We start from the raw sequence: 25,920 nt of genomic DNA, 5'->3' as shown, positions 1-25,920 counted from the left end.
CACAGAAATTCTCACCTCCCACGTGCAACCTACACGCCATCCCGTGCAGAAGGAATGACAAACATTGCGTTTCCTGATCGCACATAATATGTCGGAGTAAATAGGGAGACTTTTCTATGACCGAATTCCGTTCCATCGCAGCCGCAACCGGCGAGCCGCATGGGGACGCCTTTGCCGTCAACACGCCCGCCGACGTCGCAGAGGCCTGTGCCAAGGCGGCGGCCGCATTCGACACCTATCGGGCGATCGATCTCGAATCGCGTGCTAAGTTCCTCGAGCGAATCGCGGACGAGATCATGGCGCTCGGCGAACCACTGCTTGAAGCCTACCTCACCGAAAGCGGCCTTCCGCGCGCGCGTTCGGAAGGTGAGCGTGGCCGTACCTGCGGCCAGCTGCGCATGTTCGCGGACGTTGTCCGCAAGGGCCAGTTCCTGCAGATGCGCGTCGATCCCGCACTGCCCGACCGCGCCCCGCCGCGCCCGGACCTGCGCCTGCGCATGATCCCGGTTGGTCCCGTCGCCGTGTTCGGCGCGTCCAACTTCCCGCTCGCCTTCTCGACTGCGGGCGGTGACACCGCCTCGGCGCTCGCCGCCGGTTGCCCGGTCGTGGTCAAGGGCCACCCCGCGCACCCGATCACGGGCAGCCTGATTGCTCAGGCGATCAGCAAGGCGGTGGCCGATTCGGGCCTGCCTGAAGGCGTCTTCCAGCACCTCGTCGGCCCCTCGAACGATCTGGGCGCTGCGCTGGTCCAGGACCCCAACATCATGGCGGTCGGCTTCACCGGTTCGCGTGCCGGCGGCCTCGCGCTCACCAAGCTGGCGCAGGCGCGCGAAGTGCCGATCCCGGTCTACGCCGAGATGTCGGCGATCAACCCGGTCGTAATTCTGCCCGAGGCGCTCAAGGCGCGCGGCGCGGCGCTCGGCGAAGCCTTCGTCGGCTCGCTGTGCATGGGTGCGGGCCAGTTCTGCACCAACCCGGGTCTCGTCGTGACGGTCGAAGGCGATGGCCTTGACGACTTCGTCCAGGCGGCCGCCACGGGCGTCAGCGGCGCCAAGCCGCAGACCATGCTCACCACCGGCATCGCGGCGGCCTATGCCAAGGGCGTCGAGAAGCTGTCGGGTGCGCCGGGCATCGAGGAAGTCGCGCGGGGCGCAGCCGGTTCGACGACCACGGGCGGCGCGGTCCTGTTCCAGACCACCGCCGAGAAGTTCCTTGCCGACAAGGCGCTGGGCGAGGAAGTCTTCGGCTCCTCCTCGGTGATCGTGCGCTGCAAGGACGAGGCCGAGCTCAAGACCCTCCTCGAAGGTCTCGAAGGACAGCTTACCGCCACGATCCACATGGACGATGCCGACGAAGGCGCCGCCGCCAAGATCCTGCCCACGCTGGAGCGCAAGGTTGGCCGCATTCTCGTTAACGGCTGGCCCACGGGCGTCGAGGTGTGCCACGCGATGGTCCATGGCGGTCCGTTCCCGTCGACCACCGATGCGCGCACGACCTCGGTGGGCAGTCTCGCCATCGACCGCTACCTGCGTCCGGTGAGCTACCAGAACATGCCGCAGAGCCTGCTCGCGCCCGAACTGCGCGACGAGGCCTTCAGCGACGGCGCACCGCGTCTCGTCGACGGCAAGCTCACCCTCAACTGATCCAATCCATGCCCCGCAGCGCGCTCACCTTATAAGAAGGCGCGCTGCGGACCTTGGGAGAGACCCCTGACATGACTACTCTTCGCCTGCTGCAGCACCGTGCCGAGGACGGCACGCGTTCCGTCATCCTCGCCGAGGGCGATGCCGCGCACGTTCTGACCGGCGTGGCCTCCGTGCGCGAACTTGCGCTGCGCGCCATCGAGGAAGGCAATTCGCTGGCCGCGACCGCACGCGCCTGCGGCATTGGCGATGCCATCGACATTGCGGCCGAGCAGGCGGCCGGCCGCCTCATCGCGCCGATCGATCATGCCGACGAAGCCCACGTGCTGCTGACGGGCACGGGCCTCACGCACCTGGGTTCGGCAGAAGGCCGCAACAAGATGCACCAGGCGGCGGCTTCGGGCGAAAACGTCACCGATTCCATGCGCATGTTCCTGGAAGGCCTCGAAGGCGGCAAGCCCGCTGAGGGCCAGGAAGGCCAGCAGCCGGAATGGTTCTACAAGGGCGACGGCTCGCAGCTGGTCGGCCCTGGCGACGCGCTCACCATGCCCTCCTTCGCCAAGGACGGCGGAGAGGAGCCCGAACTGGCGGGCATCTACATCATCGGCAACGACGGTCAGCCCTATCGGCTCGGCATCGCGCTGGCCAACGAGTTCTCCGACCACGTGACCGAGCGCCACAACTATCTGTGGCTTGCCCACTCCAAGCTGCGCCAGGCCGCGCTCGGCGCCGAGCTGCTGCTGGGCGAAGTCCCCGAGAAGATCGAGGGCACCAGCAAGATCGTGCGCGGCGGCGAAACGATCTGGGAAAAGCCCTTCCTGTCGGGTGAAGGCAACATGTCGCACTCCTTCGCGAACCTGGAGCACCACCACTTCAAGTACGACCTGTTCTGCCGTCCGGGCGACATTCACATCCACTTCTACGGCACTGCGACACTCTCGTTCAGCGATGGCGTGCAGACTGAGGAAGGCGACGTCTTCGAGATCGCGGCCGCTCCCTTCACCCTGCCGCTTGCCAATCCGCTGGCGCGCGCCGCCGAGCGCGCCGTCACCATCAAGGCGCTCTGAGCCATGGACCCGATCCGCATTGCCATCGTGGGTCTGGGCAAGATTGCCCGGGACCAGCACATCCCCGCCATTCGCGGCAACGGCAACTTCGACATTGCCGCGACCGTGAGCCCGCACTCGCCGCCGATGGAGGGCATCCCCCAGTTTGCCTCGATCGAGGAGCTGCTGGAGAAGGGCCCGGCGGTCGACGCGGTTGCGCTCTGCACGCCGCCCCAGGTGCGCTATGACATTGCCGTCAGTGCGCTCAAGGCCGGCATGCACGTCTTCCTCGAAAAGCCGCCGGGGGCCACGCTCGCCGAAGTCGAGGCGCTCAAGGACCGTGCCGACAAGGTCGGCGTCACGTTGTTCGCTTCGTGGCACTCGCGCTTTGCCGCCGGCGTTGCGCCCGCGCGCGCCTGGCTTGCCGAGCGCACAGTCAAGAGCGCGAAGATCATCTGGCGCGAGGACGTGCGCGAATGGCATCCGGGCCAGGAATGGATATGGCAGCCCGGTGGGCTTGGCGTTTTCGATCCGGGCATCAACGCGCTCTCGATCATCACCCACATCCTGCCGCGCCCGATGTTCCTCAAGGACGCAACGCTCAGCCTTCCGGCCAACCGCGCCGCGCCTATCGCGGCGGACATCGACTTCCAGGACACGGCGGGCGCGCCGATCCACATGGACCTCGACTGGCGCCAGACCGGCCCGCAGTCCTGGGACATCATCGTCGACACCGACGCGGGCGAATTGAAGCTCTCCAGTGGCGGCGCGGTGCTAAGCCTGCCGAGCGGCACCGAGCGCAACGAGGATCTGGAATACGCCGGGCTCTACGCGCGCTTTGCCAACCTTGTGCGGGGCGGGCGCAGCGACGTCGATGTCGCGCCCATGCGCCTGGTGGCCGACGCATTCCTGCGCGGCAAGCGTGCAACAGTTGAAGAATTCCACGACTAAGAACATCCCGGGGAGGGGATTGAAATGATGATCAAGGCATTCCGGAGCACTGCCACGGTGGCCCTGCTGCTGGGCGCGAGTGCGCTCACCGGCACGGCCGCGCTGGCCGACACCGCCAACACGCCCACACGCGCGACGATCCACGCCGACACGCCGGGCCCGGTCTACGATAAGGACATCTTCACCCAGTTTGCGGAGCATCTGGGTGAGGGCATCTACGGCGGCCTGTGGGTCGGTGAGGACAGCGCGATTCCCAACACCAACGGCTTTCGCAACGACGTGGTCGGCGCCCTGCGCGACCTCTCGGTGCCGGTCATCCGCTGGCCGGGCGGCTGCTTCGCCGACGAATACCACTGGCGCGAAGGCGTGGGGCCGCGGAAGGACCGCCCGACCAAGGTTAACACCCACTGGGGCGGCGTGACCGAGCCCAACACCGTGGGCACGCACGAGTTTTTCGAGCTGACCCGCCAGGTTGGGTCCGAGGCCTATGTCGCGGGCAACGTGGGCAACGGCTCCCCGCGCGAAATGGCCGAGTGGATCGAATACATGACAGCGCCTGCAGGCACGCTGGCCGAGGAACGTGCGGAAAACGGCCACAAGGAGCCCTGGAAGGTTAAGTACTTCGGCGTCGGCAACGAATTGTGGGGCTGCGGGGGCAACATGCGTCCCGAGTACGCCGCGGACGTCACCCGCCGCTACTCCACCTTCATCAAGCCGCCTGAAGGCACCAAAATCCTCAAGGTCGCGGCTGGCGCCAATGTGGAAGACTATAACTGGACCGAGCAGATGATGAAGATCGCGGGCAACATGCTCGATGGTCTCTCGCTGCACTACTATGTCCACCCGGCGGGCGGCTGGCCGCCGCGCGCACCCGCCGTCGATTTCGACGAGAGCGGCTGGGCCGACGCGCTCCACGAAGCCTGGCGCATGGATGAGCTGATCACCAAGCACAGCGCGATCATGGACAAGTACGATCCCGAAAAGCGCTTGTTCCTCGCGGTTGACGAATGGGGTTCGTGGTATGCTCAGGACGAGGGCACGCACCCTGGTTTCCTGCGCCAGCAGAACACGATGCGTGACGCGCTGATCGCGGCGATCAACCTCGATATCTTCGCCAAGCACGCCGACCGCGTGCGCATGACCGCCATCGCGCAGATGGTGAATGTGCTCCAGGCGATGATCTTCACCAAAGACGATCAGATGGTGCTGACGCCCACCTACCACGTCTTCGAGATGTACAAGCCCTGGCAGGACGCGACCGTGCTGCCGATCGACATCCAGACGCCGACTTACAAGGTGGGGGACTACACCCTTCCGGCGGTCAGCGGCTCGGCGGTCAAGGGCAAGGACGGCAAGATCCACGTCGGCCTCTCCAATGCCGATGCGAGGGAGACGAACACCGTAACCATCGCGCTCGACGGGGTGAAGACGGGCCGTGTCTCGGGCCGTATCCTGACCGCAGGCGCGATCAACGCGCATAACACCTTCGAGAACCCCGAGGCGGTGAAGCCTGCCGTGTTCAACGGCGCGCGGGTCAAGGGGGGCACGCTTACCGTCACCCTTCCGGCGAAGTCCGTCGTGGTGCTCGAACTGCAATGAGCAGCGTCCGCGTCCTTGGCGATTGGGGCACGACCAACCTTCGGCTCTACCGGGTCGAGGACGGGCGTGTCACCGACCGGCTCGACGGCCCCGGCGCGCTGAGCGCCGATCCGCCCGGAATCCTCGCCGCGCGCCTGGCGCAGTGGCAGGAGCAGGGCCCGCTTGAGGACGTGGTGCTGTGTGGCATGGCGGGCGCGAAGGGCGCGCTCGTCGATGCCGGGTATGTCGCGTGTCCGGCCCGTCGCGACGACTGGCTGGCCGGACCCACCCGCACCACCGTAGCCGGACTTCCCGTCACCGTGCTGGCGGGCGTGTGTGGCCACATGGGCGGGGTGGTGCCCGATGTGATGCGCGGCGAGGAAACGCAGATCTTCGGTGCCATCGCGCTCCAGCCCGAACTTGGCGAGGGGCGTCACCTGATCGTCCTGCCCGGCACCCACTGCAAATGGGCCGAAGTGACGGACGGCGTGCTGACCGGCTTTTGCACCCATCCCACCGGCGAGCTTTTCGCGCTCCTCACCGGCCACTCAACACTGACCGGCCCGGATACCGACGGGGCCGGGAGCTTCGAGGATGGCTTTGCGCGCGGCCTTGAACGCGCCGGTGAACCGCTTACCGCCGCTCTGTTCGAAGCGCGCGCGGGGCGCCTGCTCGATGGCCGATCGAAGGAGTGGTCGCGCGGCTATCTCTCCGCGCTCCTTATTGGCGGCGAAGTGGTCGCCGAGGCGAACGCGGAGGCTTCGGTGGTTCTCATCGGCGACGGCACGATCGTTGATCTCTACGAAAAGGCGCTTCCCCTTTCCGCCGCCGTTGCGCAGCGGATCGATGGCGAGGCGGCCGTACTGGCGGGCCTCGCGCTCGCGATAGGAGTGAAGGCATGAAGATCGCAGACGTGCTGGCGCAGGGCGCCGTCCCGGTGGTGGCCATCCTGCGCGGGGTGGAAACCCACGAGGTCATCGCCATCGGCGAGGCGCTGGTCGAGGCGGGCGTGCGCCTGATCGAGGTGCCGTTCAACTCGCCCGATCCGGCCGGCTCCATCGCCGCGCTGTCCGCAGCGCTCGAAGGCCGCGCGGCCATTGGCGGGGGCACGGTAATCTCTACCGGGCTGGCCGAGGACCTTGCAGGCGCGGGCGGCACCTTCATGGTTTCGCCCAACACCGACCGGGCGGTGATCACCCATTCGCTGCAACTGGGCATGGACGTCCTGCCCGGTTTCCTGACCCCTACCGAGGCGTTTGCTGCGGTGTCCGCAGGCGCCCGCGATCTCAAGCTCTTTCCCGGCTCGGTCCTGGGTGCCTCTTATGTGAAAGCAATCAAGGACGTGCTGCCCCGGGAGGCCCGTGTCTGGGCCGTGGGCGGCGTGGGACCGGCCAACATCGCCGAATACCGCAAGGCTGGGGTCTTCGGCATCGGCGTGGGGGGCAGCCTCTACAAGCCCGGTGACACGCCGGCCGAGGTGGGCGAGAAGGCGCGCGCGCTCGTCGCCGCCTGGACCGCGAGTGAGGGATGAGGTCGATGGTCCGCACACTCTCCCGCTTCCTCGCCATCGGTGCGTTGGCGCTCTCGATGGGCGTTTCGGCCAAGGCCGCCGAGAGCGATGCGCCGGCTCTGAATGACCGGCTCACCGGCGCGCTCGCGCCCACGCACGATCCGGTCATCATCCGCGAGGGCGACACCTACTACGTTTTCAACACCATTGGCCGCTACATCGGGATCAAGACCTCGAAGGACCTCGTCCATTGGGAGGAGGCCGGTTCGGTCTTTGCAGAACTTCCGGATTGGGCCACCAAGGCCGTGCCCGGCACCGAGGGGATCTGGGCGCCTGACATCCAGCGGGTGAATGGCGAATACCGTCTCTACTACTCGGTCTCGACCTTCGGTTCGAACCGTTCGGCGATCGGGCTGGCAACGGCGAAGACGCTCGACCGATCTTCGAAGGACTATGGCTGGAGCGACAAGGGCCTTGTCGTCCAGTCGACCCACGCTGACGATTTCAATGCCATCGATCCCAACCTGGTCATCGACGAAGCGGGCGGGCAGTGGCTCTCGCTCGGCAGCTTCTGGACGGGTATCAAGCTCTTTGCCGTGAACCCGGAGACCGGCAAGGTCGATGCGGGCACCAAGCCTGTTTCCATCGCGCGCCGCCCGGCTCCGAAGGGCGCGCCCGCGCCGGTTGAGGCGCCGTTCATCCTCAACCATGGCGGCTGGTACTACCTTCTCGTCAGCTATGACTATTGCTGCAAGGGCGTGAACTCCACCTACTACACCGTGATGGGCCGTTCGCGCGACGTCACCGGGCCGTATCTCGGCAAGGACGGCTCGAAGCTGATGGAGGGCGGCGGTTCGATCCTGCTGCGCGCGGACCTGGAGGAGAAGGAGCGCTTTCGGGGCCCCGGCCACGTCGGCGCCTTCACCGATACCGATGGCACCACTTACCTCGTCTACCACGCCTACGACCGCCAGGCCGAGGGCGCGCCCACGCTGCGCATCGCGCCCCTGACCTGGGATGCGGATGGCTGGCCGGTGGCGCAATACTGAACACCACCAACTGGCCCCCCGCATCCACGCAGGGGCGGGGGGCCGTTTTTTTGATGCTTTGCCGCGATCCGGCCTCCGCAAGAAAGGCCCCTCGCGGGAGACCAGAGACCGGAGAGGATCTTATGCCATTTTCCCTTTCACGCCGCACTTTTGCCCTGGGCGCCGCCCTTCTTCCCATCGCGTGCAGCGAGGCGGGCCGCACTGTCCTTGCCGAAGGTGAGGGCAAGGACGCCTCCGGCGCGCCCGCCGTCCCGGTCAACCCGCTGGTCAAGAACCGCGCCGATGCGCAGATTTTCCTCCACACCGACGGCTACTACTACATGACCGGCTCGGTGCCCGAGTACGACCGGCTCGTGCTGCGTCGCGCAAAGACGCTGGCGGGCCTCACCGATGCCGAGGAGCGGGTGTTGTGGCGCCATGAAGAGGATGGCCCGCTTTCCGGCTTCATCTGGGCGCCGGAGATGCACCAGATCGACGGGCGCTGGTACGTTTACTTCGCGGCAGGGCCCTCGGGCGGGGGCGAAGACGTCTTTCGCATCCGCACGTATGCGGTTGAATGCGCGGGCGAGGACCCGATGACCGGCACGTGGTCGGTGAAGGGCGAGTTCGAAGCCCCCTGGGACAGTTTCAACCTCGATTCCAAGGTCTTCGTCCATCGCGGGGAGCGTTACTTCACCTGGGCGCAGCGCGAGCCGGGCATCGAGACCAATTCCAATCTCTATATCGCGAAGATGACCGGCCCGCTGACGGTCGGCCCGGCGACGCGCCTGTCGGTCCCGACCTACGACTGGGAAATCCGCGGCTTCAAGGTCAACGAGGGCGCTGCCGTGCTGGAAAACGCGGGCAAGCTCTACATGACCTATTCGGCCAGCGCGACCGACGACCGCTATTGCCTGGGCATGCTCTCCATCGACGCCGAGGCCGACCTTCTAGTCGCCGACAACTGGACCAAGTCGCCTAAGCCGGTCTTCCAGACCAGCGTCGCGACCTCGGTCTATGGCCCCGGCCACAATGACTTCACGGTCGATGAGAAGGGCCGTCCGATGCTGGTCTACCATGGTCGCGACTACAAAGAGATCGAGGGCGATCCGCTGTTCAACCCGGACCGCCACACCCGTGTCCAGCGGGTCTACTTCGATGCCAAGGGCGTGCCCGATTTCGGCGTGCCAGTGGGCAATGGCCCGCTGCCCGAGCGCTTCATGAGTGCGGCTGCGGACGGGGCGTTCCTGGCGCATGAGGACGAGGCGCTGGTGATCGGCACGCCCGCACTGCCCCAGACCCAGATCCGCGCGCTTCCAGCCAAGGAGGGCACCATCCGGCTTTCGCCGATCCTGCGGCGCGAGAGCTGCCTTGCCATCGGCGCGGATGGCGTCTGTACCCTGGCGCGCATGACCGAAGGCGGCGCGCCGGACGGGGCGGACCGCTTCCGCCGCAAGGCCGAAGGCGATGGCCAGGTGCGGTTCGAGTCGGTGGCCCAGCCTGGTCAGGGGCTTGCCGCAAGCGACGGCACGGTGGCGCTCGCGCCGCTGTCCGATCCGCGCACGCTGTGGACGGTCGACTGAGCGATTGCCCGTAAAACTCGGACAATAAAGGCGCGGAATTACGCGATTTTATAAGGGGGCGTGGCGCGAAGTGATGCGAAGATGCCACGCTCCCTTACGAGTTGCTGAATTGCAAGGCAGGCTTGCACTTTTTGCTTGCACAAAATAACTCCGACAAATAATCAGACCCTCACGAACACGGCGCAGGAACCGCTGCGCACTTAAAATTGGGAGGGTTGATCATGGCATTCCGGCCATTCGCATTCTGCACAGCTTCTGTTCTTGCTCTGGGCATCGCCGGCGTGGCGAATGCGCAGGAGGCCGCTCCCGCAGCCCAGCCTCAGGCTGCCGATGGCGCGGCGGAGCCGAGCGCCGAGGAAATCATCGTCACGGGCGTGCGCGCCTCCATTCTGGGCGCGCTCAACGTGCGCAAGAACAATGTCCAGATCGTCGATTCGATCGTGTCCGAGGACGTCGGCAAGCTGCCCGACAACAACGTCGTCGAGGCGCTCCAGCGCGTCACCGGCATCCAGATCACCGACCGCGCGAGCGGCGAGGCGCAGACCGTCACCATCCGCGGCCTGAACGATCCCGTCACCACGCTGAACGGCATCAACGTCTTCACCGCGTCCGGCCAGAGCTTCTCGCTCCAGGATATCCCGGCGAATCTCGTGAAGCAGGTCAACGTCTTCAAGACCCGCTCGGCGGACCAGCTTGAAACCGGCCTTGCCGGCCAGATCGACGTCAAGACCCGCCGTCCGTTCGACTTCAGCGGCTTTGCCGTGTCGGGCCAGGCGCGCGGCACGTATGACGAGATAGCCGACACCTTCAATCCGAGCGGCGCGCTGCTTGTTGCCGACAGCTGGGACACGGGCATCGGGCGCATCGGCGTCCTCGTCAACGCCAGCTACATCCGCTCGAAGTACCGCACAGAATCCGCGACCGCAGGCGCGCTCGTGCCGTTCCTCACCGACAGCAACCTGCCCACCGTCAGCGGCGCGCCAGGCGCTTGCGCGGGCGGCGCGGCCTGGGTCCCCTACGAGCGTATCCAGCCCAATGACTGCCGCTCGGTCACGCCGGGCAATCCCGACGGCAACATCTGGCAGCCGGGCCTCAACGCAGGGCTTTCCACCGATCCGGGCGCGACGCTCAACATCAACGGTCAGGACGTGCCCTATGTCCTCTCTCGCGACGCGGTGTTCTCCTCGGACCTTTACGGCAAGCGTGAGCGCCCCGCGTTCAACGCCGCACTGCAGTGGGCGCCCAACTCCAGCTCGGTCTACACCGCCGAGATGTTCTACACCGGTTTCCGCAGCGAGACGTTCAACAGCCTGCAGTTCAGCTTCGTCGACTGGTGGGGCAACCCCGGAGCGGTCGAGCTTTACGACGGCACCAACATCGTCAAGTCGCGCACCGTGGGCGATGTCTTCGGGTTCAATTCTTCCGACCTCAACAAGTCGAAGACCGACAGCTATGTCTACCACCTGAACGGCCAGTGGGACGTGGGTGATGGCGATGGCAAGATCACCAGCGATCTTGCCTACCAGACCAGCACTTTTGAAGGCTCCTTCATCGCCATGCGCACCAGCCGTGTGGCCGATGAGATCACCGCCGACTTCAACGCGGGCGGCGGCATCCCCTCCTACCATTTCTCGGACGACAGCTTGCTGACGCAGCCCTCGACCTGGGCCGTGGGCGAACTTTACGACAACGCCAACAAGGACAAGGGCAGCGCGCTCACCGGCAAGCTCGATGGCTACTACGGCTTCTACGAGGGCTTCTTGCGCCGCGTCGCCGCGGGCCTTCGCGTCGACCGTCGCAAGGCGGCCAGTTACATCCGCACCGGCGATGCCGTGGCGCTGGGTGGCAATCTGTCCGACCTGCCCGAAGATGCCCTGTTCACCAACTCGGGCTTCTACAAGGGCGAGGGCGACCTGCCGCGCAGCTGGGTCAACATCGACGGCAACTGGCTTTACGACAACGCGGACACCGTGCGCGGTCTCTACGGCCGTCCGACCAGCGACCAGCTTTCGCTGGGCCAGACCTTCGGCATCGAGGAAATCACGATGTCGGGCTACGTGATGGCGGACGCGCAGATCTCGATCTTCGGCAATCCGCTCGATCTTCAGGCGGGCGTGCGTTACGTCAATATCGACACCGATTATGACTTCTACGACCGTCTCAACAACTTCGAGCAAAGCTCGGTTTCGCGCGGTTCGGCCAAGTTCCTGCCCAGCTTCACCGCGCGCTACGAGATCACCCGCGATCTGCGCCTGCGCTTCAACTACGGTGAGACTCTGCGCCGTCCCAACTTCACCGACGTCAACCCGACCTATCAGTTGACGGGTGACCTCACCAACGTCGGCTACGGCAGCGGCACGGCCGGCACGGCCGGGCTCAACCCGACGCATTCGAAGAACATCGACGTTGCGATCGAGTGGTACTTCGAGCCCAACAGCGCGATCACCGTGACGGGCTTCCGTCGCAAAATCTCGGGCCTCGTCGTGCCGATCTCGAGCTACGAGTACATCCCCAACAACGACATCGAGGCGGGCGCTACCGACTACTTCACGATCACCCGCCCGGCCAACGCATCGGACGGTGTGCTCAAGGGTGTCGAAGTGGGCCTGACCTACTTCCCGACCTACCTGCCCAGCGTTCTGGATGGCCTCGGCTTCCAGGGCAGTCTCACGGTGCTCGATTCTAACCAGACGATCCCCGAGACCAACCAGCTTGGCGAAGTCGTAGGCTACACGCAGTCGGATTTCTTCAACGTCTCCAAGCTCTCGTACAACGCGACGCTCGCCTACCAGCGCGGTCCCATTGGCGCACGTCTCTCCTACGTGTGGCGCAAGGGCTTCCTGCACAACAACGAACAGCGTCTCTTCGCCAACCCGATTGGCGTGTGGTACAAGTCCTCGGGTTACATGGACTTCCAGCTGACCGCCAACGTGACGGATGACATCGCGCTGACCTTTGATGCGCGTAATCTCACCAAGGAAAACCAGCAGAGCTTCTACAAGTACGGCTCGGCTGGCGGCGCGGAGACGATGAACCTGGGTACCACCCTGGTTCCGCGCACCTTCGCCATCGGAGCGCGCTTCACCTTCCAGTAAAACCTTTGGCGATCCCGTGCCCGCCCCTTGCTTTTGCCATTCTGCAAGGGCGCGTGGCGGCGGGGTCGGCACGAGGCGACCGTTCTCCCGGGGCATCTTTCTCCTCTCCCAACGCCCCGGGGGACGGTCGCCTTTTTCATTTCAGGGACCCCATTCCAGGAGACGGGCAGCCAACATGATCGCACGAACGGCACGGGCACTTTGGACCAGCGCGCTGCTGGCCGGAACAGCACCTCTCCTGGCAGGCGCGGCGCCGCCGGCGGACCCGGCTCCGGAGCGTGGTTCAAGGGCGGCAGGGATTCCTGTGAAGCTCGATACCGGGGCGATCGCCCGCTCGCGCTTTGGCAACGATGCGCCCTGGTATGCCGAGCGCATTCCCTTTTTCGAGAGCGCGGATCCGAAGATCGATGCGGTCTGGTACTACCGCTGGTCGATCTACCGCGCGCACCAGCGCGATCTGGGGGCCAAGGGCTTCATCACCACCGAGTTCGCCGACGATGTGGGCTGGCAGCGCGAACCATACGCCAGCCTCAACGATGCCAGCGGCTTCCACATCGCCGAGGGGCGCTGGCTCCACGACCGACGCTTCGTGAACGACTACATCGACTTCATGTACGAGGGCGGCAACGACCGCCACTTCACTGACCACATGGCGGACTCGACCTGGGGGCGGTACCTTGTTGACGGCGACAGTGCGGGGGTGACCCGCCACTTGAAGGTGATGCGCCATATCTACGGCCTTTGGGAAGACCACATGGACTGGTCCAAGGGGCTCTACTGGGTCGAGCCCCTGCTCGATGCGACCGAGTACACCGTCTCCTCTATCGATGCCTCGGGCGGCGAGGACGGCTTTGGCGGGGGGCATTCGTTCCGTCCCTCGGTCAACAGCTACATGATCGCCAACGACCGCGCGATCGCGCGCATCGCCGCGATGACCGGCGACACCGCGCTGGCGGACGAGTTCGAAGCCAAGGCGAAGGCACTTCAGGCGCGGATGGTGGCGGACCTGTGGAACCCGGAGCTGGAGCACTTCACCGACCGCTACCGCACCCACAACGAGCACGTCTCCTACTGGGACTTCATCCGCGCGCGCGAACTGGTCGGCTTCCTGCCCTGGATGTTCGATGCCGTGCCTGATGAGGCCAAGTACGCGCAGGCCTGGGCGCATCTGCTCGATCCCGATGGGCTGGCGGGCGAGGCCGGAATGCGCACGGTCGAGCGTTCCTACGAGTATTACATGCGCCAGTACCGCTACCTGGGTGATGCGCGTGAGTGTCAGTGGAACGGCCCGATCTGGCCTTACCAGACGACGCAGGTGCTGACCGGAATGGCCAATCTTCTCGACCATTACGAGGAGGCGGGGCCCGTGACGCGCAGCACCTACATGCGCCTCCTGCGCCAGTACACGCAGCTGCATTTCCAGGGTGACAAGCTCGATCTGGAGGAAGACTACGATCCCGCGACCGGCAAGCCCATCGTCGGGCTCGACCGCAGCCACCACTATTTTCATTCAGGCTACAACGATCTCATCCTGACCGGCCTTGTCGGCATTCGCCCGCGCGCCGACGACGTGCTGGAGGTGAACCCGCTGCTGCCCAAGGCGGGCGATCCCGACGCATTGCCCTGGTTTCATGTCGAGCGGGTGCCCTATCACGGCCATATGATCTCGGTGACTTGGGACGCGGATGGCTCCCACTATGGCACGGGCGCGGGGCTGACCGTGGCGGCCGATGGCAAGGTGCTGGCCCACCGCGCGGATCTGGGTCGGATCGAGGTGCCGCTCGCTCGCAAGGCGCCCGCGCCCATCGTGCGCGAAATCGATCACGCGGTGCAGCTGGTGCGCGGTAACTATCCCCGCGCTAGCGCGTCGAGCGGGGCCGAGGCGGAGAACCTGCACGACGGGATCGACGGTCGCCTCTGGTTCTACCCCGAGCTTCCCAACGGCTGGACCTCCGCAGCGGGAACGGCGTCGCAGTGGTACGCGGTCGACTTTGGCGCTCCCCAGCCGGTCTCTTCGGTGAAGCTGGCCTTCTTCGACAACGGCGCGGACATCCGTGCGCCGGGCAGGGTCACGGTCGAGGGCTGGGAGGACAGCGCGTGGCGCGACCTAGGTTCGGCGACGCCGCTCGCCAATGGCGTGACCACGCTTAACTTTGCCGCGCGCCGGCTCACCAAGGTGCGCGCGGTAATGACGCCGACGCACGGCAAGGCGATCCGTATCGCCGAGCTGAAGGCGCTCTCGGAAAGGTGAACTAGAAGAGGTATCCCGAAACGAGGAAGGCCGCCGCCGCGATGATCCCGGCGGCGGGCAGTGTCACCACCCAGGCCAGCGCGATGGGCTTCATCAGGCTCCAGTTGGTCTGGCGGTTGACGATGCCGATGCCCAGCACCGCGCCGATCAGGATGTGAGTGCTGGAAACCGGGATGCCCAGGCTCGAGGCGAGCATGACCACACAGGCCGCGCCCAGCTCTGCGCAGAAGCCCGAGGCCGGGTGCATCGCGGTCAGGCCATGGCCGACCGTGGCGATGACCTCCTTGCCGATGAACCACAGGCCCACGACGAGCGCGACGCCGAACACGATCATCACCATCGGCGGCACGACGGCCGAGGAGACGATGACGCCTGTACGCAGCACGTCGAGGATCGCGGCAAAGGGCCCGACCGCGTTGGCGATGTCGTTGGCGCCGTGGCTGAAGGCAAAGCCGCAGGCGGTGAAGACCTGCATCCAGCTGAAGAGGAGGAAGGTCGCGCGCTCGAGCGGGGCCTGGCGCAAGGTGCGCACGAAGAGAAAGGTCGTCGCCCAGGCCATTGCGGCGACCATCGCCATGATGAGGTAGTTGGTCAGCGTCGCAAGGCCCAGCTCCATGTGCTTGAGACCCTTGAACAGCAGCATGGCCGACAGCACCGCCGCGCCCAGCGCGGCGACAAGCGGCACCCAGAGCTGGAGCGCACGGTGGGTCTCCACCTCGTCGCGCTGGCGCTCGATGGCGTACCACTTGCGATAGTAGTCGGTTTCCAGCTCCTCGGGATGAAAGTCCTCGCTGCGCAGCACGTCCATATCGCGGACCAGCATCGTGCTGTAGTTGACCTGCTGCAGTTCGGTCAGGCTTTCAAAGGCGCTGCGGTGTTCGCGGCGCAGCGCCTTCTGTTCGGCGCGGATGTCGCGCACACGCGCCTCGGCGCGCTCGTTGTAGAACAGGACATGGTGCTTGATGAGGCGGAACAGGCCATAGGAGACGAGCCCGCCCAGTAGCGGGGAGAGCACCCAGGACAGGGCGATGCGCGCGATCTCGTCCCACTGCACGAGGGCCAGCGCGGAGGATGTGCTGCCCAGGCGCACGCCGAGCACCACCGAGGCTCCGACGATGCCGCCGATGATCGAGTGTGTCGTCGAGACCGGCCAGCCCCGGCGACTGGCAAAGAGCAGCCAGAACGCAGCGGCGACCAGCGCGGCCATCATCACCCGGATGAACTGGAGCGGGCTGACCGTAAGGGCTGTGAGGTCGACAATGCCGCTGCGTATCGTGTCGGTGACATCGCCGCCCGCGATCACCGCGCCGCTGACTTCGAAGATGGCCGCGACGCCCAGCGCCTGCCCGATTGTGAGGGTGCCCGCGCCCACGCTGGTGCCGAACGAGTTGGCGACATCGTTGCCGCCGATGTTGAAGGCCATGAACAGCCCGAACAGCGTGGCGAGCACGAAGAGCAGGAGGCTCCCCGAGCCGATGTAGCCGCCCCCCCAGACAAGGAATGCGCCGCCACTCACGGCCAGAAGCAGGGCAAAGCCGATATTGGGCAGGGCAAGCCGGGGCCGGGAACCGGATGCGGTGAGATCGGGCAGGGGGGAATTGAGCGTGGCCATCGTGTGCGCGGGGGGTCCGTGGTCGTTATCAGGGTTCAACGATAGGGACTTAAACAAGGTAAATGACCGTCGTGTGTCGAGCGTGGTGCGCCGGGTTGGGCGCGACTCGGGATGCCGGGCGAGCCCTGAACCGAGCGGTGCATGGCCTCGCGCGGGCCGGGGGCGGTCTTCGCAGGCGCGGCAAAGCGGGGATGGGCGGCCGATCCGTTCACGCCCCTTGCAAGATAACCTAGCTAAGTATATCGGCGGGGCACGCGTTTGGGCCTTGCGCCTTCACAGGGACGCAATCGTATACCGATACGGGCAAGTCACTGAAGGGCTATGACTTGCCGTTCGCTTTGGGCGGGCCGCCAGGCCACGCCGGAACCGTTCAGCCCAGCACGTGGAGGACGCCGACAAACACCAGCAAGGCACTGGCACTTGCGCCGCACAGCAGCATGAAGGGACACCGGCTTATCGCAGGATCGTACCGTTCCATGGGAACCTCTCCCGGTTCTTGTTCTTTCTGATGCGATTTTGCGCCTCTTTTCGCGGCAAGGCAAAAGATAATCGCGGAACCTCTGCGGGCCGCGCCATCCATCGGGACGGCGGTTTCGTGCAGGGTCTGCAACGCGCGGCGCACCTGCGCGCGCAACACGGAGTTAAGACTGGCAATGGTGAGTGAAAGCGCCGCGAAGGGATCCGAACAGGCGGCAGGCAACAGCGATGTCGGGGACGCTGCCCGAGACGATGCCAAGGACACGGGCCGCAAGGGCCTGAGCGGCAAGACCAAGCGCAACCTTCTCATCGCCGCGATCCTGATCGCGATCGGCGGCGGGCTCTGGTTCATGCGCTATGAAACCTATGGGCAGTACTTCCAGGAGACCAACGACGCACAGATCGACGTCGACATGGTGGCCATCGCCCCCAAGGTGAGTGGCTATGTCTCCGAGGTCCTTGTCGAGGACAACCAGAACGTGGCGAAGGACGCGCCGCTCGTGCGTATCGATGCCAGCGACTATGATGCCCGCGCCGCGCAGGCCCGCGCCCAGATTGCGCAAGCGCAGGCTTCGGTCGAGAACGCGCGTGCCGGAATTGCCGAGCAGCAGGCCGCTGTCGCGCAAGCCCGCGCCCAACTGGCCGCCGCGCGGGCCAAGGCCCGCCACGATGCGGGCGAGGTCGATCGCTACGCTCCGCTCGTCGCCTCGGGCGCGGAACGGCGCGAGACGCTCGACCAGCTCAAACTGGCCGCCACCCAGTCGGCCGAGCAGGTGCGTCAGCTCGAAGCCGCGCTCACCGCGCAGCAGCGCCGCATTGCCACGCTTGAAACCCAGGTCGCGCAGGCGCGTGCGCAGGGCGAGGGCGCGAAGGCCCAGCTCGAAGCCGCCGACGTTGATCTGAAAGCCACGCTTATCCGAGCGCCCATCGCGGGCCGCATCGGTGACCGGACCGTGCGCACCGGCCAGTTCGTGCAGGCGGGCACCCGGCTCATGTCGGTGGTGCCGCTCGACAAGCTTTACGTGACGGCCAACTTCAAGGAAACGCAGCTTGCCCTCATGCGTCCGGGCCAGCCCGCGCGCATCTCGGTCGACGCTCTGGAAGGCACCGAGATCAACGGCCGCGTTGCCAGCGTGTCACCCGGGACCGGCGCCCAGTTCTCGCTGCTTCCGCCCGAGAACGCGACCGGCAACTTCACCAAGATCGTCCAGCGCGTGCCCGTACGCATCGCCATCGAGGCGCCGGCCAGCGCGCGCAAGCTGCTCGTTCCCGGCCTCTCGGTGACGGTCACGGTCGACACCCGCAGCGCCGAGGGTGAACTGGACGAGATCGAGGAGGCAAGCGAGGAGGCGGGCGAGGAGGCCGAATCGAGCGCCGAGGCGAAGACCCGCGGGACGCGCTGAGATGGCGAGCGCGGCTCTCGATGCAAACGCAGGTGGTAGCGGTAGCGGTGCACAGCCGCGCCGCAACGCGGACTTGGGCGCCTGGCTGGCGGTCGCGGCAGGCACGATGGGTGCGCTCATGGCGACGCTCGACATCTCGATTGTCAACTCGGCGCTCCCTACGATCCAGGGCGAACTGGGCGCAACCGGCACCGAAGGGGCCTGGGTCGCGACCGCCTACCTCGTTGCCGAGATCGTCATCATCCCGCTGTCGGCCTGGCTGGAGCGGATGCTGGGGCTGCGCACCTTCCTCCTCATCGCGGTTACGCTCTTCACCATCTTCTCGGTGATCTGCGGCCTTTCCACCTCGCTTTCGATGATGGTCTTCGGGCGCGTCGGGCAGGGCTTTACCGGCGGGGCGCTGATCCCGACCGCGCAGACGATCATCGCCCAGCGCCTGCCGCGCCACCAGCAGTCGATCGGCACCGCGGCCTTCGGCATTGTCGCGATCCTGGGGCCGCTGCTCGGCCCCCTTGTCGGCGGCTGGCTGACCGAGAGCGTCTCGTGGCACTACGCCTTCTTCCTCAACGTGCCCATTTCGGCGATCCTGCTGACCCTTCTCTTCGTAGGTCTGCCGGCCGAGAAGTCGCGCCTCCACCTCATCCGCGAGGCCGACTGGTTCGGCATCGCTGGTCTCGCGCTGGGCCTTGGCGGCCTCACCGTGTTCCTGGAGGAAGGCGCGCGCGAGGAGTGGTTCGCCTCCGAGCTCATCCGGTACATGGCGCTCATCACCGTGGTCGGCTTCGGCTTCCTGTTCTGGGGGCAGGCGACTGCGCGGCGGCCCGTGATCAAGCTCAGCCTGCTTCTCGACCGCCAGTTCGGCGCGGTCGCAACGATGGGCATTGCGCTGGGTGTCGTGCTCTACGGTACGTCGTACGCCATCCCGCAGTTCCTCGCCGCGATTGCGAACTACAACGCGCTGCAGTCGGGCAAGGTGGTGCTGCTTTCGGGCATTCCCTCGATCCTGATGATGCCCTTCGTGCCCTTCCTCATCCGCAAGGTCGACATCCGCCTCGCGGTGGGCTTCGGCATGCTTATCATGGGGCTTTCGGCCTACCTGGAGACGAGCCTCACGATCCAGTCGACCGGCGTTGACTTCACCGAATCCCAGCTGATGCGCGGGCTCGGCACGATCCTGGGCATGCTGTTTCTCAGCCAGGCCTGCGTGCAGTCGGTCCCGCCGGAGGATGCAGGCGATGCCTCGGGCCTGTTCAACGCGATGCGCAACCTGGGCGGCAGTTTCGCGCTGGCGGGTATCTCGATCCTCCAGCAGAACCGCGTCTGGCTTCACTCGCGCCGGATCGAGGAGAGCCTCCATGCCAATGACCCGGCGGTGCAGGACTACGTCTCCAGCATGGGCCGGATGCTCGGCAGCCCCGAGGCAGGCCTTCGCGCTATTGGCCAGACCATCCAGGGCCAGGCGCTGACGATGACCTACAACGATATCTTCTTTGCGATGAGCGTGGTGACCGTGCTGGTGTTTCCGCTGGTCTTCCTGCTCAAACCGCTGCCCAAGGATGCCTCCGCAGGAGCCATGCACTGATGTTTGTCCCCCGTACCCCTCTCATGTCCGCGGGCGCGTTCGCCCTTCTTTCGCTGGCAAGTGCCTGCACCATGGGCCCGGACTATGCCGGCCCGCCCGAGGTGATCGCGCCCGGCACCCACGGCGGGGCCTTCGTACGCGCGGACGAAAGCGTGCGCGCTGACGCGCCGCAGCTGGCCCGCTGGTGGGAGAGCCTGAACGATCCGCTGCTCACCCGTCTTATCGACGACGCGCTGGCGCACAGCCCGACCATGGATCTGGCTGCGGCGCGTATCGCCGAGGCGCAAGGCAGTCTCGCCGAAGGCAAGGCCGGGCTCATGCCCAGCATCTCGCCCAACGCGATGTACGTCCACGCGCGCCTGCCGGGCTCGGCCATTGGGGGAAGTGGAGACGGTGAGGATGGCGCGGACGGCGAAAGCTCGGGCGGCAGCTCCTCGCTCGACTTCTATAACGTGGGCGCCAATGTCTCGTGGGAGCCGGACCTGTGGGGCGCGCGGCGCAGGGGGATCGAGGCCTCGCGGGCGCAGGTCGGCCAGCGCTACGCCGAACTTGCCGATGCGCAGGTGTCCCTGAGCGCGCAGGTCGCCCAGACCTACGTTAACCTGCGCGATGCCCAGGCGCGCTTGGCGCTTACCCGCGAGGCGGTCGAGAAGCAGCGCCGTGCTCTGGAACTCACCCGCCAGCGGCTGGCCGCGGGCACTGCGTCGGACCTCGAGGTGGAGCGACTGAAGGGCGAGCTTGCCGCCAATGAAGCGCAGACCGTGCCGCTGGATACACAGGTCCTCCTCTACAAGAACGCGCTGGCGGTCCTGACCGGACAGGCGCCGGGCGCGCTCGATGTCGAGCTTGAGGACGAAGGCGCACTTCCCCTGCCGCCTGCCGAAATCGCCGTGGGCGATCCTGCGGGGCTTCTCGCGCGCCGCCCGGACATCCGCGCGGCCGAACGCGCGCTGGCGGCCAGCACCGCGCAGATCGGGGTCAAGGAAGCGCAGCGCCTTCCCGGGATCTCGTTCATGGGGATCCTTGGGATCGGCGGAACCGAGCCGGGCGACGTGCTTGATCCGGGCAACCTTGCTGCTCTCCTCATGCCCCAGATCAGCTGGCCGCTCTTCGACTTCGGGCGCACCGGCGCGCAGGTCCGGCAGGCCGAGGCGCAGGCCGATCAGGCCGAGGCGCAGTACCGCCAGAGCGTGCTTGAAGGTCTGCAGGACGCCGAGGACAGCCTCGCCCGCTTTGGCGCGACCCGGCGCCAGTTGGCCCAGCTGGTTGCCTCGCAGCAAAGCGCCGAGCGGGCCGCGCACCTCAACCGTCAGCGCTTCGCTGCGGGCACCAGCTCGCTGATCGACCAGCTCGATATCGAACGCCAGGCGCTGACCGCCGCTTCCAACGTCGCGCAGGCCAAGGCGCAGCTCACCATCGATTACATCGCGGTGAACAAGGCGCTGGGGCTGGGCTGGAGCGAATAGGCTTCTTCAAGGGGCCATTGCCCCTTGCCCCCAGAATGGGCAACCTCGCCTGAATCAGCCAGCGCGGCGTGTGGGAGGTGAGCTGGACAGTTTCGGGAGCCCGAGGGCGACGGCCCTCGGAATCCTGTCCTTCTCCTTGCCCCGGCCTGGTGCCTGCGGCACAGGGGAGGCCAGACCCGAACAAATATATCCAGTGGGAGCTTGCCATGGCCGTCACCCATCCTTTCCACCTTGCCTTCCCGGTCGATGACCTGGAGGCGGCGCGGGCGTTCTACCTGGGCGTGCTGGGCTGCAACGAAGGGCGCTCGAGCGACGAATGGGTCGACTTCGACTTCTTCGGCCACCAGATCGTCGCGCATCTGGCGCCTGAGGAAACGGGCGCGGTGAAGGCCAACGCGGTCGATGGCCACGGGGTGCCGGTGCGCCATTTCGGCATCGTCCTCTCGATGGCCAAGTGGCAGGCGCTGGCCGACACGCTGGAGGCTGCGGGGATCGACTTTATTATAGCGCCTTACATCCGCTTCGAGGGGGAACCGGGTGAGCAGGCGACGATGTTCTTCGCCGATCCGGCGGGCAACGCCATCGAGATCAAGGCCTTTGCCGACATGGAGCAGCTCTTTGCCAAGTGAGTCCCTGCGGCCCGTCACGGTCGCGATTGCGGGCTACGGCAATATCGGGCGGCAGGTGGCCGTGACGCTGCTGGAGCGGCGTGCGCGCTATGCGCAGGTTTATGGCTGCGATGTGCGTCTCGTTGCGGTCTGCGGTTCGCGGTGCGGGGCGGTGCGCGCGGACGGCCTTGCCGAGGTGACCGGGACCGCGCTGGAGGAAGGACTCACGGGCTCCGAATTTCTTGCGGAAATCGCGCCCGCCGTGCTGATCGAGGCCGGGCCGACCGACTTCGCGACCGGAGGGCCTGCACTGGGTTACCTGCTGATGCAGCTGGGGTCGGGGCGCGACGCGGTGGTCGTCTCCAAGGGCGCGCTCGTCCATTCGGGGGCACGACTGCGCGAGCTGGCGCATATGACCGGCGCTTCGCTGCGTATCAGCGGGGCGACGGCCGCCGCGCTTCCCACCATCGACCTGATCGAGACGGGGCTGCGCGGGGCGAAAGTGCTGGCGCTGGAGGGCGTGTTCAATGCGACCACCAACTTCCTTCTCAACGCGATGATGGCGCGCGGCTGCACCTTTGCCGAGGCCTTAGGGGAGGCGCAGGCGGGCGGCTTCGCCGAGCGCGATCCGAGCCGCGACATCGAGGGCTGGGATACGGCCTGTAAGCTTACCATTCTCGCCAATTTCGGGCTCGATGCAGGACTGGCGCTGGAGGATGTGACGGTGTCCGGCATCGGCGATGTGACCCCGGAGCGGGTCGCGGGCTGGAAGGCGCAGGGGCTGATGCCGCGCCTTGTCGGGCGGCTGGTCTGCACAGGGGAGATGCCGGTCGCTTCGGTCGAAGTGCGGACTTATCCGCTCGACCACGCCTTTGCCCATATTCCGGGCAAGACCAAGGCTCTGCGCGTCGAGACCGACTGCATGGGCGAGATCCTGACGATGGGGGGCGGACCCGAGCCGCTCGCGACTTCGTGCGCCGCGCTCAAGGATTTCGAGCTGGTTCTGGAGAAGCGGGCGGGCCGGGGCTGACGCGAAAGTCAGAGCCCCGGCGCGCGTGTCCTCATACCTGCGCGAGCATCTGCTGCGAGGCGGCAAAGTAGTCGTTCGAGAGCTGGGTGGGATAGGCCGTCCCCAAGAGGCGCCCGGCAATCGCCGCGCCGCCATTGGAGAGAGCGTATTCCGCTTCCTGGCCGTTCACCACATCAATCCACGCCGGGATCGGGCGGTGCTGGGCCAGGCACGAGCGCCAGTAGCTGGCGATGGGCGCGGTGAGATCGGTGCGGTTGCCCTGCGCGCCCCAGAGCGCCACGCGAATTGCATCGTAGCCGAAGCGTGGCGGCTTGTCGGGGGCCGGGGCGACACTGCGTGTGCCGGTCACCCGGATCCAGTCGCAGGGAAGGTCGTGGCGTCCGAAGCGCGAAAGCCGCAAGAGGTCCTCGCTGTCGCGAATCACGTGGCCCCAGGTTGCCATCCCATCGGCCTTTGCAAACTGGTCGAGCGCGGGCCACACGAAGTAGCTGGGGTTGAGCGTGACGCCCGCGTCCTCGACGAAGCCCTGCAGGCCCGGGATCAGCAGCTGGCGGTTGTAGCGCGAGATGACGCAGTGCTTGCGGATTGCGGCCCGTACCTCACGGGCACGCTCGGTCCAGCGCGGTTCGTTCCAGCGCTCCCCAGCGAGGGCAAGCGCCCATGCGATCACGATATCGCCGTCGGTCGCGTTGTTGGTGTCGGTCATTGCGCGCGCGGCGGGCTCCCAGCGCCAGCCATAGAGCGCCCTGTCGCTGCGCGCGAGGTTGGCCTCGGTCCACTCGGCGATGCGGGTAAAGGTGTCGCGTTCGCCAGCCTGGTAGGCCAGCAGCAGGCCGTAGCTCTGCCCCTCGCTGTGGCTGATGTCGCCGTTGCCAGTGTCCACGACGCGGCCCTCGGGCGCGAGGAAGTGGGTGCGCCACTCGTTCCAGAACGAGGCGCCCATAGGGCTTGGTGCGGGAGGCGTGGGACGGGGCCCGGTGTGCATGCCGGGCATGGCGGCCTCGCTCTTCTGGCTCTTGTTGCAGGCGGCGAGCGCGGCCATCAGGCCGATCGCGAAGGTGCGCCTGTCGATACGTCTGTAATCATCGACCATGGCGAAGCTCGAGCGTATCCCCTTTCCATTCGGCAGTGGTGGTGAGCGCCGGGCCGCTGCCCAGCGTGCGGAACCAGCTGTCATAGGCGCCTTCGAGAACGCCTGCGAGCATCGTGGCCCAGTGGCCGCGCGGATCGGGGGCGATGTCGCGCGGAAGATTGGTGTGCTGGACGACAATTCCCTCGTCGGTCAGTTCGAGCCTGGCTTCCCCCCAGTCCAGCGCGCGCCAGAAATCATTGATACGAATCGAGAGCAAGGCGGCATCGGATAGGCCGTCGAGGCTTTCAAGCGCGGCCATGCGCCGACCGATTGCGGCGAAGAAGCCGCGGGCCTGGAGCTCGGGCACCGCCTCGCAGATCTCGGTCGCGCTCGAGATCGCCAGCAGGGCAAGGCCGCCCAGACCTGAATCGTCGCTGGATCGCGTGCGTGAGGGAAACGCCTGGTAGTTCATGTCACTTTGTACTCCCGAAGCTTTGGCGCACGCCGAGCATGCCGCGGAATTCGTCATAGGAGCCGAACGTGTTGAAGCTGGCCTCGCCACCGATGCGGGTGGAGTTGTTCAGCTTGTAGTAAAGCTCGCCCTCTGCCGATAACGCGAAACCTGTCTCGCTGATCCCGTCATAATAGGATCGCACGTCGTCGTTCTCGAGCTTGAGGCCATCGAGCAGTCCCTGGAGTTGAGGTTCGGTCGGATAGAGCACGCTGCGATCCTGGCTGTAGCTTTGAAAACCGGGCGTGAACGAGGCGCGCCCGACAAAGCGTTCGTCCTCGATCGCATAGTTCACCGGGAAGCCGACCGAGATGAAGCTCTGGGGGCTGAAATAGCCGCCATTGCCGAAAGTGAAGTAGTTCTGGCTCTTGTCGTAGCCCTGATAGTTCACGTTGAGGCCGACCGTGACCGAGTCCGTGCGGCCCTGATAGGCGCGCAGGTATCCGCCTGCGTTGGCTTCGAAGCCGGAGTTCTTCGCAACATTGGTGCCGGTGAAGCGGTAGTAGCGTCCCTCGCCGTAAACGCCGTTGCCGTTGCTGTCGTAGGACAGACCGCCGCCTGCGCCAAAGCGCATGACCTGGCCCCAGCGCACCCCGGTGACGGGATCGCGGGTGCCCGCATAGGAGACCACCGAATCGGTGACAGGCTTGCGCTCCACCCAGGCGCTGGCGCGCACGTCGCGCCCGATCTTGGGGGTCGCCGCGGCCCGGTAGGTCAGCTTGGTTTCACCCATGCCGATGGGCGTCGTGCCCACTTCGACTTGCGCGAAGTCATTGCTGTATCCGGCCGAGAAGGCGACGCCCGAGGCGTGCTGGCTGTCCGCGTTGACGAGCGGTGAGGGCTGCTCGGCAACGATCGCGGCCGCTTCGATGATGCCGTTCGACCCGAAACGGGCGAGGCCCGAGCCGGTAGGCCTACCTGCGTCGATGACGCTGGCTTCGGCCTTGGCATAGACGCGTCCGCCGGCAAGGCCGGTCGAGAGTTCGGCCGAGCCCTTGATTTCGTCGAGCTGGCTGAGGCCGGCTTCGCCCGAACGGCGGCGGTAGGCGGTCTGGACGTCGGCGCGCGGGCCGGTGTCCTGCGCGAGTTCGGCAATCTCCGACTGAATCCGGGCCAGCACCGGATCGCCGCCGTAGCGCGAAGAGGTGCTCGCTCCTGAGCCCTGTCGTCCTGCCGCCGGGGCCGGGGCGTAGGCCGGGGCCGGCGCGGCGCCCGTGCCGTACCCGGCCGCGCTCTGCGTTGCGGTGGCGCTGCCGGCGAAGGCGGCGGGCGCAGAGCCGCTGCGGCTGGCGTACGCAGGGGCGCCTCGGTCCTGGCTATAACCGGGACCCGGATCGTAGCCCGACGCGCTGGAGGCCTGGGCTCCGTAGCCCTGCGCGCCATATCCTTGGGCCCCATAGCTCTCGTTCGCGGGGGCATAGCCCGCCGGAGCGCCATAGCCGCCCATCGGCTGGGGCTGGGGGGCGTAGGAAGG

Annotated in this window: 19 protein-coding genes; 15 read left to right on the top strand and 4 right to left on the bottom strand. The window is 66.4% G+C overall.

Going from position 1 to position 25,920, the window contains the following annotated elements; translation table 11 throughout:
- Positions 1–116: 116 nt before the first annotated feature.
- From FMM79_RS19865 to FMM79_RS19820, 10 genes are all read left to right on the top strand, one after another.
- A complete protein-coding gene (locus FMM79_RS19865) occupies positions 117–1,643 on the top strand; it encodes an aldehyde dehydrogenase (NADP(+)) (RefSeq protein WP_148629258.1) in 1,527 nt (508 codons plus the stop codon).
- Between the two features lie 71 nt (positions 1,644–1,714).
- Positions 1,715–2,710, top strand: coding sequence for an AraD1 family protein (araD1, locus tag FMM79_RS19860; RefSeq protein WP_148629257.1), 996 nt, complete (start codon positions 1,715–1,717; stop codon positions 2,708–2,710).
- Between the two features lie 3 nt (positions 2,711–2,713).
- Positions 2,714–3,640: a Gfo/Idh/MocA family protein gene (locus tag FMM79_RS19855; protein WP_148629256.1), complete on the top strand. Its 927-nt coding sequence runs from the start codon at positions 2,714–2,716 to the stop codon at positions 3,638–3,640.
- Positions 3,641–3,667: 27 nt separating this feature from the next.
- On the top strand, positions 3,668–5,239 hold the full coding sequence (locus FMM79_RS19850) for an alpha-N-arabinofuranosidase (protein WP_148629289.1): 1,572 nt from the start codon (positions 3,668–3,670) through the stop codon (positions 5,237–5,239).
- On the top strand, positions 5,236–6,120 hold the full coding sequence (locus FMM79_RS19845; protein ID WP_148629255.1) for a 2-dehydro-3-deoxygalactonokinase: 885 nt from the start codon (positions 5,236–5,238) through the stop codon (positions 6,118–6,120). The genes FMM79_RS19850 and FMM79_RS19845 overlap by 4 nt, the downstream gene beginning before the upstream one ends.
- A complete protein-coding gene (locus FMM79_RS19840) occupies positions 6,117–6,749 on the top strand; it encodes a 2-dehydro-3-deoxy-6-phosphogalactonate aldolase (protein WP_148629254.1) in 633 nt (210 codons plus the stop codon). The genes FMM79_RS19845 and FMM79_RS19840 overlap by 4 nt, the downstream gene beginning before the upstream one ends.
- Positions 6,750–6,754: 5 nt before the next feature.
- The gene (locus tag FMM79_RS19835; RefSeq protein WP_371710968.1) at positions 6,755–7,777 is read left to right on the top strand and encodes an arabinan endo-1,5-alpha-L-arabinosidase; all 1,023 of its coding nucleotides are present in this window, start codon (positions 6,755–6,757) and stop codon (positions 7,775–7,777) included.
- Positions 7,778–7,899: 122 nt separating this feature from the next.
- Positions 7,900–9,339: a family 43 glycosylhydrolase gene (locus FMM79_RS19830; RefSeq protein ID WP_148629252.1), complete on the top strand. Its 1,440-nt coding sequence runs from the start codon at positions 7,900–7,902 to the stop codon at positions 9,337–9,339.
- A 221-nt stretch (positions 9,340–9,560) separates the two neighbouring features.
- Positions 9,561–12,434, top strand: coding sequence for a TonB-dependent receptor (locus tag FMM79_RS19825; RefSeq protein WP_148629251.1), 2,874 nt, complete (start codon positions 9,561–9,563; stop codon positions 12,432–12,434).
- A gap of 175 nt (positions 12,435–12,609) precedes the next feature.
- Positions 12,610–14,685: a glycosyl hydrolase family 65 protein gene (locus FMM79_RS19820; protein WP_148629250.1), complete on the top strand. Its 2,076-nt coding sequence runs from the start codon at positions 12,610–12,612 to the stop codon at positions 14,683–14,685.
- Between the two features lies 1 nt (position 14,686).
- On the opposite strand, the gene FMM79_RS19815 is transcribed toward FMM79_RS19820, so the two are convergent.
- Positions 14,687–16,297: an inorganic phosphate transporter gene (locus FMM79_RS19815; RefSeq protein WP_148629249.1), complete on the bottom strand. Its 1,611-nt coding sequence runs from the start codon at positions 16,295–16,297 to the stop codon at positions 14,687–14,689.
- A 653-nt stretch (positions 16,298–16,950) separates the two neighbouring features.
- Here FMM79_RS19815 and FMM79_RS19805 point away from each other — a divergent pair.
- From FMM79_RS19805 to FMM79_RS19785, 5 genes are all read left to right on the top strand, one after another.
- Positions 16,951–18,177, top strand: a complete 1,227-nt coding sequence (locus FMM79_RS19805; protein ID WP_148629247.1) for an HlyD family secretion protein — start codon at positions 16,951–16,953, stop codon at positions 18,175–18,177.
- A 1-nt stretch (position 18,178) separates the two neighbouring features.
- Positions 18,179–19,759, top strand: coding sequence for an MDR family MFS transporter (locus FMM79_RS19800; RefSeq protein WP_148629246.1), 1,581 nt, complete (start codon positions 18,179–18,181; stop codon positions 19,757–19,759).
- Positions 19,759–21,225 carry an efflux transporter outer membrane subunit gene (locus tag FMM79_RS19795; RefSeq protein ID WP_148629245.1) on the top strand — a complete coding sequence of 489 codons (1,467 nt, stop codon included), beginning with the start codon at positions 19,759–19,761 and terminating at the stop codon, positions 21,223–21,225. Before FMM79_RS19800 ends, FMM79_RS19795 begins: the two co-directional genes overlap by 1 nt.
- Before the next feature lie 206 nt (positions 21,226–21,431).
- A complete protein-coding gene (locus FMM79_RS19790; protein ID WP_148629244.1) occupies positions 21,432–21,854 on the top strand; it encodes a VOC family protein in 423 nt (140 codons plus the stop codon).
- On the top strand, positions 21,844–22,863 hold the full coding sequence (locus FMM79_RS19785) for a homoserine dehydrogenase (protein WP_205466759.1): 1,020 nt from the start codon (positions 21,844–21,846) through the stop codon (positions 22,861–22,863). The genes FMM79_RS19790 and FMM79_RS19785 overlap by 11 nt, the downstream gene beginning before the upstream one ends.
- Positions 22,864–22,894: 31 nt before the next feature.
- On the opposite strand, the gene FMM79_RS19780 is transcribed toward FMM79_RS19785, so the two are convergent.
- The 3 genes from FMM79_RS19780 to FMM79_RS19770 all read right to left on the bottom strand — a co-directional run.
- Positions 22,895–23,956, bottom strand: coding sequence for a glycosyl hydrolase family 8 (locus tag FMM79_RS19780; RefSeq protein ID WP_148629243.1), 1,062 nt, complete (start codon positions 23,954–23,956; stop codon positions 22,895–22,897).
- Positions 23,946–24,407 (bottom strand): cellulose biosynthesis protein BcsD, encoded by a 462-nt coding sequence (gene bcsD, locus FMM79_RS19775; protein WP_148629242.1) that lies wholly within the window; start codon positions 24,405–24,407, stop codon positions 23,946–23,948. Before bcsD ends, FMM79_RS19780 begins: the two co-directional genes overlap by 11 nt.
- A 1-nt stretch (position 24,408) precedes the next feature.
- Positions 24,409–25,920: cellulose synthase subunit BcsC-related outer membrane protein (locus FMM79_RS19770; RefSeq protein WP_205466757.1), on the bottom strand; the 1,512-nt coding region annotated here is incomplete at its 5' end.

Source organism: Novosphingobium sp. BW1, assembly GCF_008107685.1.
Taxonomy (GTDB): domain Bacteria; phylum Pseudomonadota; class Alphaproteobacteria; order Sphingomonadales; family Sphingomonadaceae; genus Novosphingobium.
Note: the sequence above shows the minus strand (reverse complement) of the source record. Positions and strands in the feature narration are given on the sequence as shown.